A 12,804-nucleotide genomic window follows, 5' to 3' on the forward strand; every position below is an offset into this window, starting at 1 on the left:
GCTAGAGATAGCGCGCCATGATTTCGTCAATCACGCCGTCGTTGCGCAACTGGTCGAGCGCCGCCTGCAACTTCGCCACCTGGTCATCCGGCACCGCCTTGTTGAGGGCCAGGTAAAGCTGGGCGCTATTGAAACGCAAAACAGTCTTGAGCCCGCTGATACCGACCTGACGGGCCAGATAGCGCCCGGCCGGGTCGCCGGTGGCCCACAGGTCGATCTGGCCATCCAGCAGCTTTTGCGCGTTGTCCTGGTCGCGCAGCACGACGACCGGGTTGAGTCCCTGCTTCTCCAGGGTCTCGGCGATGGCATCGCCCTTGTAGGCGCCGATCTTGTAGCGGCGCGCGTGTTCGAGGTCGTCCAGTTGGATCTTGCTGTCAGCCTTGGCCAGCAGCACCCAATCGTCCGGACCGATGGGGCCGACCCATTTGAACAGCGCTTCACGGTCCGGCAGGCGCGCCATCACGAACACACCGTAGCCTGGTTTCTCCAGGGCGAGCTTATAGATGCGCTCCCAGGGAAAACGCAGGGTGAGGTTGTAGGAGATGCCCGCCCGCTTGAAGGTTTCGCGCACGATGTCCACGGCGATGCCTTCAATGTTCTCGTCCTTGGCGAAGTTCTTGCCGTTTTTAGCCATGTTGTAGGGCGGGAAATTTTCCGTCAGCAACACCAGGGAGGCGTCGGACGGTTCTTCGGCGTGGGCCGGAGCGGTCAACAGGAGGGACGTACTGGCGAGGGCGAGCAGCAGGTGCTTGAACATGAAAGTTACCGGAATCCATGGCAAGCGCAGAGAGTGCCTCTGGCCTGCCATGCTGTCCAGCAGCGTTTAGCGCACGACGATACCGCGCGCCGCCATGTAGGCCTTGGCCTCGGGAACGGTGTATTCGCCAAAGTGGAAAATACTCGCTGCCAGCACCGCACTGGCGTGGCCTTCGATCACGCCGTCAGCCAGGTGCTGCAGGTTGCCGACGCCGCCCGAGGCGATCACCGGGATGCCCAGCGCATCGCTGATGGCACGGGTCACGCCCAGGTCGAAGCCGTTTTTCATGCCATCCTGGTCCATGCTGGTCAGCAGGATTTCACCGGCACCCAGGCCTTCCATCTTCATCGCCCACTCCACCGCGTCCAGGCCGGTGGGCTTGCGGCCGCCATGGGTGAAGATCTCCCAGCGCGGGGTTTCGCCCGGGCCGGAGACTTTCTTCGCGTCGATGGCGACCACGATGCACTGCGAACCGAAGTGTTGCGCGGCTTCGCCGACGAACTCAGGGTTGAACACCGCTGCGGTGTTGATCGAGACCTTGTCCGCGCCAGCATTGAGCAGGTTGCGGATGTCTTGCACAGTACGCACGCCACCGCCCACGGTCAGCGGGATGAACACCTGGCTGGCCATGCGCTCGACGGTATGCAAGGTGGTGTCGCGGCCGTCGACGCTAGCGGTGATGTCGAGAAAGGTAATCTCGTCGGCACCTTGCTCATCGTAGCGACGGGCAATTTCCACCGGGTCACCGGCGTCACGGATGTTCTCGAACTTCACGCCCTTGACCACGCGACCGTTGTCGACGTCCAGGCAAGGGATGATGCGTTTGGCCAGCGCCATGGTCAGTCCTCAGCCGTTGTAGGCATCGCAGTAAGCCTGGGCTTCGGCGACGTCCAGGGTACCTTCGTAGATCGCACGGCCGGTGATGGCGCCGATGATGCCGGGTGCCTTGGCATCCAGCAGCGACTTGATGTCACCCAGGTTGTGGATGCCGCCGGAAGCGATCACCGGGATCTTCGTCGCGGCCGCCAGCGCAGCGGTGAACGGCACATTGCAGCCCTGCATCATGCCATCTTTGGCGATGTCGGTATAAACGATGGCGGAGACGCCGTCGGCTTCGAACTGCTTGGCCAGGTCGATCACCTGCACCGTGCTGATTTCAGCCCAGCCGTCGGTGGCGACGAAACCGTCCTTGGCGTCCAGGCCCACGATCACTTTGCCCGGGAACGCGCGGCAGGCCTCGGCGACGAACGCCGGATCCTTCACTGCCTTGGTGCCGATGATCACGTAGCTCACGCCAGCCTTGACGTAGTGCTCGATGGTTTCCAGGGAGCGGATACCGCCACCGATCTGGATCGGCAGGTTCGGGTAACGCTTGGCAATGGCGGTGACCACTTCACCGTTCACTGGCTGGCCTTCGAAGGCGCCGTTCAAGTCCACCAGATGCAGACGACGGCAGCCCCCTTCCACCCATTTGGCGGCCATGCTCACCGGGTCATCGGAGAATACGGTGGAGTCTTCCATGCGGCCTTGGCGCAGACGTACGCAGGCACCGTCCTTGAGATCGATAGCGGGGATAATCAGCATCTGGCAAACCTTATTCGATATTCAGCAATGCTTGGGAAATCAGGGTTTCTCAAGCGACCACAGGTCGCTTTCGATGCTTTCGAACCTTTCTTTAAGGAGCGTCTGCGTGTCGAAAATCGCCCTGTTGTAATAGTGCGGAGCCACTTCGGTGGTGAACAGTTCAAGGATCTCGGCGACCTCGAACGACCCCAGCTTGAGCTCGAAGCGATCTTCCATGAAACGCTTGATCTTGAGGGTAGCCTCACTCTCCTGTTCAGGCGTGAGGTTCAAGACCGGCTGCTTCGGCTTCCGGGCCATTTACCAGCGCCCGTCCCAGGCGGCGAAGTTCTGCAGCAATTGCAGGCCATGGGTATGGCTCTTCTCCGGGTGGAACTGCACGGCAAACCGCGAGCCTTCGGCCAGCGCAGCGGCGAAGTCGACGCCGTAGTGCCCGCCACCCACCACCTGGCCCGGTTTGCCGGCGGCGATGTAATAGCTGTGCACGAAGTAGAAGCGCGCCAGGTCCGGAATGTCGTGCCACAGCGGGTGATCCACGGTCTGGCTGACCTGGTTCCAGCCCATGTGCGGGACTTTCAGGTGGGCGCCGTCTTCATGCAGGTCCTTGCCGAAGAACTTCACTTGCCCAGGGAACAGGCCGATGCAATCGACGCCGTCGTTCTCTTCACTGCGGTCGAGCAAGGCTTGCATGCCCACGCAGATGCCGAGGAACGGGCGGTCCTGGCTGACTTCGCGCACCAGGCTGTCAAAGCCCAGGCGGCGGATCTCGGCCATGCAGTCGCGAATCGCGCCGACGCCGGGAAACACCACCCGGTCGGCTTCGCGAATCACGTTGGCCTCGCTGGTGATCAGCACCTTGCCGGCCCCTACGTGCTCGAGGGCCTTGGCCACCGAGTGCAGGTTACCCATGCCGTAATCGATAACCGCGACCGTCTGCATTACAGGACGCCCTTGGTCGAAGGCATTTGCCCGGCCATGCGCTCATCCAGCTCCACCGCCATGCGCAGGGCGCGGCCGAAAGCCTTGAACACGGTTTCGATCTGGTGGTGGGTGTTGGTGCCGCGCAGGTTGTCGATGTGCAGGCTGACAAGCGCGTGGTTGACGAACCCCTGGAAGAATTCCTGGAACAGGTCGACGTCGAAGCCGCCCACGGTGGCGCGGGTGTAGGGCACGTGCATCTGCAGGCCTGGACGGCCGGAGAAGTCGATGACCACACGCGACAGCGCTTCGTCCAGCGGGACATAGGCATGGCCGTAGCGACGGATGCCTTTCTTGTCGCCGATGGCCTTGGCAAATGCCTGGCCCAACGTGATGCCAACGTCTTCCACCGTGTGGTGGTCGTCGATATGCAGGTCGCCCTTGCTGACGATATCCAGGTCGATCAGCCCGTGACGGGCGATCTGGTCCAGCATGTGCTCAAGAAAAGGTACACCGATATCAAATCGGGCCTTTCCGGTGCCATCCAGGTTGATCGAGGCTTTGATCTGGGTTTCCAGAGTGTCGCGCTCGACGGACGCCTTACGTTCGGCCATCACCAGCTCCGCAAAATCATTGGGCGAAAAAGGCAGCCATTATAGGGGCGCGGGCGCTAAACAGAAACATCGAAGGGGATAAGACTGACGAGTTGGAGGGAGGAATGTCGGGGATAGACATGTGCATACATGTGGGTACCCGCTTATGTGGCGAGCGGGCTTGCCCCGCGTTGGGCTGCGTAGCAGCCCCAAAACCAGCCAGCGCGTTTTAACCGAGAAAACGCGTTGGCCTCATTGGGGTCGCTTCGCGACCCGACGCGGGGCAAGCCCGCTCGCCACAAAAAGCGGGTCCCTACAGGTATTGCATCAGTGGAACAGTACCGCCGTTTTCTGCAGGGTCACCCACACACCCCACGCCAACGGAATACCCACTACCAGCCAGGCGGCAATCGCCAACGGCACGGTACCTGGGGCTGCTTTCCACTCCAGGGAGGTGGTCGCATCCGCGCCTTTGTCATGGCCCAGCGCCTGTTCGGCGGCCAGTTCGGCGTCGGTCATGAAGTACTTGTCCGCCACCGGGCGCACCAGCAGGTTGCAGATGAAGCCCAGCACCAGCAGGCCAGCGAGGATGTACAAGGTGATGTCATAGGCCGCAGCGCGTTCAACGCCGATGCTCAGCTGATACTCACGCAGGTAGTTCACCAGCACCGGACCCAACACGCCAGCCGCTGCCCAGGCAGTCAACAGGCGACCGTGGATCGCGCCGACCATTTGCGTACCGAACAGGTCGGCCAGGTAGGCCGGGACGGTCGCAAAACCACCGCCGTACATCGACAGGATGATGCAGAACGCCGCCACGAACAGCGCCACGTTGCCCAGGTGCCCCAGGTTCGGGATCAGCGCGTACAGGGCAAAGCCCAGGGCGAAGAACACAAAGTAGGTGTTTTTACGGCCCAGGTAGTCGGAGAACGACGCCCAGAAGAACCGGCCACCGATGTTGAACAGGCTCAGCAGGCCAGTGAAGCCCGCCGCAATGGCAGCGATGGAGGCCAGTTGCCCGGCGTCCAGTTGGCCGAACGGCACATCCAGGCCCAGCAACTTGCCGCCGAACACTTCCTGCAGCAGGGGCGAAGCCATGCCGAGGATGCCGATACCGGCGGAGACGTTCAGGCACAGCACCAGCCATACCAGGCGGAATTGCGGGGTTTTCCACGCCACGTTCACGTGCACGTGACGGTGGGTGATCATGGCGTTGCTGGCTTTTTTCGCCGGTGCGGTCCAGCCCTCAGGCTTCCAGCCGGTCGGCGGAACGCGGTAGGACAAGGCGCCACCGATCATGAACACGAAGTAGATCGCGGCCATCACCAGGAAGCTCTGCCACACACCCACGCTGGTAGGCGTGGCGAAGTGGCCCATCAATGCCGCTGCCAACGGAGCACCGACCATCGCGCCACCGCCGAAGCCCATGATCGCCATGCCGGTGGCCATGCCACGCTTGTCCGGGAACCATTTGATCAGGGTCGACACGGGCGAGATATAGCCCAGGCCCAGGCCGATACCGCCAATGACCCCGGAGCCGATCCACATCAGCCAGATCTGGTGGGTATAGATCCCCAACGCCGAAATCAACAGGCCGCCACACCAGCACAGCGCCGAAACAACGCCCGCCTTGCGTGGCCCGGCATGTTCCAGCCAGCCGCCCCAGATCGCTGCCGAGCAGCCCAGGAAGATGAAGAACAGGGTGTAGATCCAGCCCAGCATGGAGATGGGCCAGTCGCATTGGGACGAAAAGACTTGAGCGATAAAGCTCATGTCCGGCGCGCAGGCGACCGGTTTGGTGATACCCAGCGCTTTGGACAGTGGCAGCCAGAACACCGAGAAGCCGTAGGCCATGCCGATGCACAGGTGGATGGCCAAGGCGGCCGGCGGAACCAGCCAGCGGTTGAAGCCGGGCTTGGCGATAATGCGTTCCTTGGACAGGAACGCAGGCTGCGCGGCAGATGAAGCTGCCGCAGTGCTAGTGCTCATTGGTGTTTCCCCCAGTTGTTAGTATGTGTCCGTCAGGCGCTCTCTCCCTCGGCCTTGCACGCAAAGCGTGGCCGTTTTGTTGAGTGAAGCTCCGTTTTAGGCGCGACGTTAAGTCGCAGAAGGCGGACGAACATGCAGAGATTAGCATCTGTGCATGACAGAAAAACCAAACTGCCATCACCTTTTTCAGGAAATCTGCTTTGTTTGACGTCAAAAACCCGTTTCCCGCCCCCTGGATACAATGTAACGATCGGGGCACTGACGCAGGCCGTCGGGCGTTATACTCTGCGGCTAAATTTTGAAATCGACATACAAGGACTCGCCCATGAAAGCGTTCGGCAAAATCCTGGGTCTGGTACTTCTCGGGCTGTTGCTGATCATTGTGGCCCTGGGCTTTGCCCTGACCCACCTCTTCGATCCCAACGACTATAAAGACGAGATCCGCCAGATTGCCCGCGACAAGGCCCACATCGAGCTGACGCTCAATGGCGATATCGGCTGGAGCTTGTTCCCCTGGCTCGGGCTGGAACTGCACGAAGCCAGCGTGGCGACCCTGACCAACCCAACCAAACCGTTCGCCGACTTGCAGATGCTCGGCCTGTCGGTACGGGTTTTACCGCTGCTGCGTCGTGAAGTGCAGATGAGCGATGTGCGTGTCGAAGGCCTCAACCTGCGCCTGAACCGCGACAAACAAGGCCACGGCGATTGGGAAGACATCGGCAAGAACGCCAATGAGCCGAGCGCTAGCGCACCCGCTGCCGTGGAACAGGCCGCCGAGCCCGAGCCGGAGAAACCCTCGAAACCTATCCGGCTGGACATCGACAGCCTGACCATTAACAACGCCCGCATCGAATACAACGACGAGCAGACCGGCAAGCAGTTCAGCGCCGAAAGCATCCAGCTGAGCGCCGGCGCTGTGCACGAAGGTGCCAGTATCCCGGTGAAACTCACTGCCTTCTTCGGCACCAACCAGCCGGTGATGCGCGTCAAGACCGAGCTCAATGGCAACCTGCGCATCCAGCGCGCCCTCAAGCGTTATGAGCTGGAAGACATGAAGATCACCGGCGAAGCCACGGGCGAGCCGCTGCAAGGCAAGACCGTGACCTTCTCCACCCAGGGCCAATTGCTGGTGGACCAGGCGGCCAATATCGCCGAATGGACCAACCTGAAACTCTCGGCCAACCAGTTGCGCGCCCTGGGCGAGCTGAAGGTCAACGACCTGGACAAGACCCCGCAGCTTAGCGGCGCACTGTCCATTGCCCAGTTCGACCTGGCCAAGTTCCTCGACAGCGTCGGCCACCCCCTGCCACCGATGGCCGAGGGCAGCCTGGGCAAGGTCGAACTGGTCAGCCGCCTCAAGGGCACCCCGACCAGCCTGGCGCTGGAAGACCTGAACCTGAAACTCGACGGCAGCACCTTCACCGGCCGTCTGGCGGTGGACGATTTCGCCAAGCAGTCCCTGCGTGTGCAGCTCAAGGGCGATACGTTCAACGCCGACAACTACTTGCCGGCCAAGTCCGAGTCCGCCAAGGGCGCCAGCGCCGCACGCCAGGCCGAGGTGCAGAACAGCGAAGCCGGCGCCATGGCCGCCGGCGGCACCACACCACTGCCCGACGCGCCGACCAAAGGCGCCTGGAGCACCGACAAGCTGCTGCCATTGACGCGCCTGCGCACGCTGGACGTGGACGCCGACCTCGCCTTCGGCCAACTGACCCTGAGCAAATTGCCGATCCAGAATGCGGCGCTCAAGGCGTCCGGCGTCGATGGCCAACTCAAGCTCGACACCTTGAGCGGCGGCCTCTACAACGGCTCCTTCCAGGCCAACGGCAGCCTCGATGTGCGTCAGGACATTCCGGTGCTGGCGCTGCAAAGCCGGATCAAGCAGGTGCCGGTCGAACGCATCCTGCAAGCCCAAGGGCAGAACCCGCCGGTGAAGGGCCAGATCACCCTGGACAGCAACCTCACAGGCCGCGGCAACAGCCAGAAAGCCCTGATCGACAGCCTCAACGGCACCGCCAGCTTTGTGATCAACAACGGCGTGCTGCTCAACGCCAACCTTGAGCAACAACTGTGCACCGGCATTGCCCTGCTCAACCGCAAGACCCTGAGCAGCACGCCGCCAGGCAAGGACACGCCGTTCCAGGAGCTGAAAGGCAACCTGACCTTCCGCAACGGTGTGGCCAGCAACCCGGACCTCAAAGTGCGCATCCCGGGCTTGACCGTCAACGGTAACGGTGATGTGGACTTGCGCGTGCTGGGCATGGACTACCGCGTCGGCATCATTGTCGAGGGTGACCAGCGTGAAACGCCGGACCCTGCCTGCCAGGTCGGCTCCAACTTCCAGGGCATCGAAGTGCCGCTGCGCTGCCGTGGCCCGCTGGAACTGGGTGCCAAGGCCTGCCGCCTGGACAAGGACGGCTTGACCCAGGTCGCTATCAAGGCGGCCGGCAACAAGCTCAGCGACAAGCTGGAAGAGAAACTCGACAAGGTAAACCCGCAGCTTAAAGACGCGTTGAAGGGCCTGTTCAAGCGATGAGAAACGAGCAGTTTTCAGAGGCCGTGCTCAATTGGTACGACCGCCACGGTCGCCATGACCTGCCCTGGCAACAGGGCATCACGCCCTACCGGGTGTGGGTCTCGGAGATCATGCTACAACAGACCCAAGTGAGCACGGTGCTCAATTACTTCGACCGGTTCATGGCCTCATTGCCAACGGTGGAGGCCCTGGCCGCCGCGCCGGAAGATGAAGTGCTGCACCTTTGGACCGGCCTGGGTTACTACACCCGGGCGCGCAACCTGCAAAAGACCGCGAAGATTGTCGTGGCCGAGTACGGCGGCGAGTTCCCCCGCGATGTCGAAAAGCTCACCGAGCTGCCTGGTATTGGCCTGTCCACCGCCGGCGCGATTGCCAGCCTGAGCATGGGCCTGCGTGCGCCGATCCTCGACGGCAACGTCAAACGCGTGCTAGCGCGTTTTACCGCGCAGGAGGGCTACCCCGGCGAGCCCAAGGTGGCCAAGCAGCTGTGGGCCACCGCAGAGCGCTTCACGCCCCAGACCCGCGTCAACGCCTACACCCAGGCGATGATGGACATGGGCGCCACCCTCTGCACCCGCAGCAAACCCAGCTGCCTGCTGTGCCCGCTGGAAAAAGGCTGCGAAGCCCACATGCTCGGCCTGGAGACGCGCTACCCGATCCCCAAGCCGCGCAAGACCATCCCGCAGAAGCGCACGCTGATGCCGATGCTGGCGAATGCCGAGGGCGCGATCCTGCTTTACCGTCGCCCTTCCACCGGCCTGTGGGGCGGCCTGTGGAGTTTGCCGGAGCTGGATGACCTGCAAGACCTGGAACACCTGGCCCACCAGCACGCGCTGGAACTGGGCAACCAACAGGAACTGCCGGGATTGATCCACACCTTCAGCCACTTCCAGCTCGCCATCGAACCCTGGTTGATCCAGGTCGAGGAAACCGCCCATCACGTGGCCGAGGCCGACTGGCTCTGGTATAACCTCGCCACCCCGCCGCGCCTGGGCCTTGCCGCCCCGGTGAAAAAACTGCTGAAGCGCGCGGCCGACGTATTGAATGCAGGAGTGTCGTCATGACCCGCACCATCATGTGCCGCAAGTACAAAGAAGAATTGCCCGGCCTGGAACGCCCTCCGTATCCGGGCGCCAAGGGCCAGGACATTTTCGAACATGTCTCCGCCAAAGCCTGGGGCGATTGGTTGAAACACCAGACCCTGCTGATCAACGAAAAACGCCTGAACATGATGAACGCCGAAGATCGTAAATACCTGGCGGGCGAGATGGACAAGTTCTTTTCCGGCGAGGAATACGCCAAGGCCGACGGCTACGTGCCGCCTGCTCAATAATTGATCAAAAACCGGGGTCAGCACGTAAGCGACGGTAATAATTAAATATTTTTCGAAAACTTGCTTGACGACCCCCTGAAAAACCCGTTTAATGCGCCCCGTTGCCCAGATAGCTCAGTCGGTAGAGCAGGGGATTGAAAATCCCCGTGTCGGCGGTTCGATTCCGTCTCTGGGCACCACCTTTCGTTTTCAGGTGATGCCAAGCACACCCGGAAACACACAAGAAGCCCGCCTCGTGCGGGCTTTTTGCTTTCTATGGTTCCCCACCGTTCCCTTGTAAGCCCAAACAGATGTGAGTAGATTCGTGAGTAGATCCAGTTCGGTCTAAAAATCTACTCACACCACGCCGGCAGAACGCCCGCCTGGTGCGGCCTGCAAGGGGGCTGCTTTGCCACTGTCAGATACCACCATCCGTACCGCCAAGCCCAAGGACAAGCTTTATCGCCTGACCGATGCCAACGGTCTATGCCTTGAAGTCACCCCTACGGGCTCAAAACTCTGGCGCTACCGCTACCGCTTCAACGGTAGCGCGAAGATGCTGGCTCTCGGCACGTACCCAGCTGTAACGCTGCTCAAAGCTCGCCAGATGCGCGATGAGAGCCGTCAGATGCTGATTGAAGGCATTGACCCCGGCGAGCAGAAGAAAGCCACCAAGCAAGCGCAGAAGGTCGAAGGGATCACATTCGAGACACTCGCACGTGAGTGGTTCGCCTATAACGCGCCGCGCTGGGCAGAAAGCACCACCTACAAAGCCAAGCTTTATCTGGAGAATGATCTGATCCCCGGCATTGGATCACGGGCTCTGAAATCCATTACCCGACCAGAACTGGTAGATCTTGTTCGCAAGGTCGAAGCTAGAGGCACGTTGAATGCCGCCGGCAAGATTCGCCAGTGGCTTCACCAGATCTTCCGCTATGGCCTGGCCAAGGGCGTCGTTGATGCGAACCCTGCCACCGATCTGAGTGTGGTTGCAGCGCCAGCCAAGGCAGCTCGGCACCATCCACACGTCCCTTTCGCTGAGCTGCCCGAGCTTTTGAGCAAGTGCGAAGCCGCGAACATTCACACCCTTACCCGCCACGCGATCAAACTTCTGGTACTAACCGCTGTTCGTCCGGGTGAACTGCGTCAAGCGCCATGGGCTGAGTTCGATCTGGACAACGCCACCTGGACAATCCCGAAAGAGCGGATGAAGGCCCGGCGCCCTCACATCGTCCCTCTGCCCGGCCAAGCGGTATCCATCCTGCGCCAACTCCAAGAGATCACAGGACGTTATTCACTGGTATTCGCTGGCGCCAATCCCGAAAGACCCATGAGCGAAAACACAGTCAACAAGGCTTTGCGCCAGATGGGCTACGAAGGGCGACAGACCGGCCACGGATTCCGCCACTTGCTCAGCACCGAATTGAACGGGCGCGGCTACAACAAGGACTGGATCGAACGGCAACTCGCTCACGGTGACACCGATGAGATCCGCGGGACTTACAACCATGCGGCTTACGTTCCACAACGCAGGGAAATGATGCAGGCCTGGGCCGATTCTATCGACGCACTGTGTGCAGGCGCGAACGTGGTAAGTATTCAGCGACGAGGTGCTCAATGACTCACCAAGCCAAAAAATTCAACACCTGGGCACTACGCGGCGATACCGACGCAGACTGGTACGAGTCTTACGCTAACCGATCCATTTTTGAGCTTTGTGATGCGGCTTACATTTTGGCGGATGTGCAACCGGAATACCCTGGATCTTTAGATACAGCCTCTAATGCTGCGATCAGCCAGTGGGTCGACACATTGAAAGCCAACATTCATGAATTGCTCGCTCCGTCTGGATACAACGAAAAGGAGCCACTTCACCACCGACTATCACACCAAAAACTAAGAGCTTGGTGCGGCGACACCGGCACACCCTGGCCAATCCCTGAAAGCGCTACTGACCGGATCAAGGTACTCGAGCAACAGCTCGAGGATGAGCGGAAGCTTCGACTCAAAGCCCAGCATCTTGCAGATCCTGTAATGAGCTTCCTTGTTCCGGCAGACACCATCCCCTCACCTACAACCCTGCAACTTGGCGAGCCTGAAGAGGTTTACCGCCACCTTGATTACCTGACCGCAGATCAAGCGCTGGATTGGATGAGCCGTACATCTGGCCACCAGGTGGAATGGGACACGCTCTGGGGGATGATCGGCTTCAATATGTGTAGAGCCTTCATGGACTGCCGAGCCGTCTCGGGGCTGACACATGCAGCAGAAGGAGAACATGAACACCGGAAGGTGTTCGGCCTGGGCATCTGCCAAATCATGAACGCAGTGAGAGCTGAGGTCGCCCCTCTTCATCTCCGTGGGCCTGCAATTCACGTCGACATGTATGGTCTGCAGGAGGTCGTGCCAAAACGCTCTTGGTGGATAAACAACCTTGAAAACTACGATGTGCTTTTCCGACCATCTGACATTGAGAACATGGGCCAGATCGTTAATGAGCGCGGCGGCTGGTCGGGCACAACGCCGATCATGGAAATTGAGTGCGACCAGTTTGGCGAGCAAGCCCCGGAACACAGTGGCTCAGAACTGGCTCAACGCCTCGGGAAGCTGCAGATAACAATCGATAATTTGCATGATCAAATTCGCTACTGCGTTAGGTTCGAGGATGGCCAGCTTCTGGCCGAACTAGGATCCAACTTGCTTCCCTTGGCCGCCGCTGCGCCCGCCAACCCCATTGATTGGACGGATGGCGCCAGCCAAGCTGATGAAACTGAGATTGCGAGACTGCGTGAACTGGTAGCAACCCAGGCCCGGCTCCTGGATGAGGCTTCAGCCAGAGTGACAGAAGTATCTGAGTTTGCTGGGCAAGTCGTGTTCCCATATCCAACTAAGATTCTGCTGGCTATGCGCGAGGCAGCGGTGAAGCACTGGAAGAACCATGATCCAAGTAAACCAGCACCCTATGGAATTCAGAAAGACGTGCAGAACTATCTCTCTAGCATAACCAAACATAAATCAAGGAAGCTCGCCGAGCTCGCCAATGCAATCAAACCGGACAACCTGCCCAAAAACTGACCAAAATCAAAAAAGAATACTGACATGTCAGTATGTCACCCCT

General features: G+C 60.3%; 12 protein-coding genes and 1 tRNA gene. 6 read left to right on the forward strand and 7 right to left on the reverse strand.

Annotated elements, in window-relative coordinates:
- Position 1: 1 nt before the first annotated feature.
- The 7 genes from NL123_RS28890 to NL123_RS28920 form a co-directional block, all read right to left on the reverse strand.
- Positions 2–757 (reverse strand): substrate-binding periplasmic protein, encoded by a 756-nt coding sequence (locus NL123_RS28890; RefSeq protein ID WP_248485722.1) that lies wholly within the window; start codon positions 755–757, stop codon positions 2–4.
- Positions 758–823: 66 nt separating this feature from the next.
- Entirely contained in the window at positions 824–1,594 is a 771-nt protein-coding gene (gene hisF / locus NL123_RS28895; RefSeq protein WP_003171107.1) for an imidazole glycerol phosphate synthase subunit HisF, read from the reverse strand.
- A 9-nt stretch (positions 1,595–1,603) separates the two neighbouring features.
- Positions 1,604–2,341, reverse strand: coding sequence for a 1-(5-phosphoribosyl)-5-[(5-phosphoribosylamino)methylideneamino]imidazole-4-carboxamide isomerase (gene hisA, locus NL123_RS28900; RefSeq protein ID WP_003187784.1), 738 nt, complete (start codon positions 2,339–2,341; stop codon positions 1,604–1,606).
- A 39-nt stretch (positions 2,342–2,380) separates the two neighbouring features.
- The gene (locus NL123_RS28905) at positions 2,381–2,638 is read right to left on the reverse strand and encodes a DUF2164 domain-containing protein (RefSeq protein ID WP_012721747.1); all 258 of its coding nucleotides are present in this window, start codon (positions 2,636–2,638) and stop codon (positions 2,381–2,383) included.
- Complete coding sequence (gene hisH, locus NL123_RS28910) at positions 2,639–3,277, reverse strand: imidazole glycerol phosphate synthase subunit HisH (RefSeq protein WP_248485720.1); 639 nt, start codon at positions 3,275–3,277, stop codon at positions 2,639–2,641.
- On the reverse strand, positions 3,277–3,870 hold the full coding sequence (gene hisB / locus NL123_RS28915; protein WP_017849940.1) for an imidazoleglycerol-phosphate dehydratase HisB: 594 nt from the start codon (positions 3,868–3,870) through the stop codon (positions 3,277–3,279). The genes hisH and hisB overlap by 1 nt, the downstream gene beginning before the upstream one ends.
- A gap of 306 nt (positions 3,871–4,176) precedes the next feature.
- A complete protein-coding gene (locus NL123_RS28920; RefSeq protein ID WP_248485719.1) occupies positions 4,177–5,838 on the reverse strand; it encodes an OFA family MFS transporter in 1,662 nt (553 codons plus the stop codon).
- A gap of 325 nt (positions 5,839–6,163) precedes the next feature.
- Here NL123_RS28920 and NL123_RS28925 point away from each other — a divergent pair, with 325 nt between their 5' ends.
- The 6 genes from NL123_RS28925 (at position 6,164) to NL123_RS28950 (ending at position 12,761) form a co-directional block, all read left to right on the forward strand.
- Positions 6,164–8,374 (forward strand): AsmA family protein, encoded by a 2,211-nt coding sequence (locus NL123_RS28925; protein WP_494356829.1) that lies wholly within the window; start codon positions 6,164–6,166, stop codon positions 8,372–8,374.
- The gene (gene mutY / locus NL123_RS28930; RefSeq protein WP_248485717.1) at positions 8,371–9,438 is read left to right on the forward strand and encodes an A/G-specific adenine glycosylase; all 1,068 of its coding nucleotides are present in this window, start codon (positions 8,371–8,373) and stop codon (positions 9,436–9,438) included. Before NL123_RS28925 ends, mutY begins: the two co-directional genes overlap by 4 nt.
- Positions 9,435–9,707: an oxidative damage protection protein gene (locus NL123_RS28935; protein ID WP_028615361.1), complete on the forward strand. Its 273-nt coding sequence runs from the start codon at positions 9,435–9,437 to the stop codon at positions 9,705–9,707. Before mutY ends, NL123_RS28935 begins: the two co-directional genes overlap by 4 nt.
- Before the next feature lie 103 nt (positions 9,708–9,810).
- A tRNA-Phe gene (locus NL123_RS28940) sits at positions 9,811–9,886 on the forward strand.
- A 209-nt stretch (positions 9,887–10,095) separates the two neighbouring features.
- On the forward strand, positions 10,096–11,307 hold the full coding sequence (locus NL123_RS28945) for a tyrosine-type recombinase/integrase (protein WP_494356830.1): 1,212 nt from the start codon (positions 10,096–10,098) through the stop codon (positions 11,305–11,307).
- Positions 11,304–12,761 carry a hypothetical protein gene (locus NL123_RS28950; RefSeq protein ID WP_494356831.1) on the forward strand — a complete coding sequence of 486 codons (1,458 nt, stop codon included), beginning with the start codon at positions 11,304–11,306 and terminating at the stop codon, positions 12,759–12,761. Before NL123_RS28945 ends, NL123_RS28950 begins: the two co-directional genes overlap by 4 nt.
- Positions 12,762–12,804: the final 43 nt, after the last annotated feature.

It is taken from the genome of Pseudomonas sp. FBCC-B1565, from assembly GCF_059133265.1.

Coding starts and splice junctions, on each gene's coding strand:
- hisB (WP_017849940.1), bottom strand. CDS start 3,870: ATGGCCGAACGTAAGGCGTCCGTCGAGCGCGACACTCTGGAAACCCAG.
- NL123_RS28925 (WP_494356829.1), top strand. CDS start 6,164: ATGAAAGCGTTCGGCAAAATCCTGGGTCTGGTACTTCTCGGGCTGTTG.
- NL123_RS28905 (WP_012721747.1), bottom strand. CDS start 2,638: ATGGCCCGGAAGCCGAAGCAGCCGGTCTTGAACCTCACGCCTGAACAG.
- NL123_RS28935 (WP_028615361.1), top strand. CDS start 9,435: ATGACCCGCACCATCATGTGCCGCAAGTACAAAGAAGAATTGCCCGGC.
- NL123_RS28890 (WP_248485722.1), bottom strand. CDS start 757: ATGTTCAAGCACCTGCTGCTCGCCCTCGCCAGTACGTCCCTCCTGTTG.
- mutY (WP_248485717.1), top strand. CDS start 8,371: ATGAGAAACGAGCAGTTTTCAGAGGCCGTGCTCAATTGGTACGACCGC.
- NL123_RS28920 (WP_248485719.1), bottom strand. CDS start 5,838: ATGAGCACTAGCACTGCGGCAGCTTCATCTGCCGCGCAGCCTGCGTTC.
- hisF (WP_003171107.1), bottom strand. CDS start 1,594: ATGGCGCTGGCCAAACGCATCATCCCTTGCCTGGACGTCGACAACGGT.
- hisA (WP_003187784.1), bottom strand. CDS start 2,341: ATGCTGATTATCCCCGCTATCGATCTCAAGGACGGTGCCTGCGTACGT.
- hisH (WP_248485720.1), bottom strand. CDS start 3,277: ATGCAGACGGTCGCGGTTATCGATTACGGCATGGGTAACCTGCACTCG.
- NL123_RS28950 (WP_494356831.1), top strand. CDS start 11,304: ATGACTCACCAAGCCAAAAAATTCAACACCTGGGCACTACGCGGCGAT.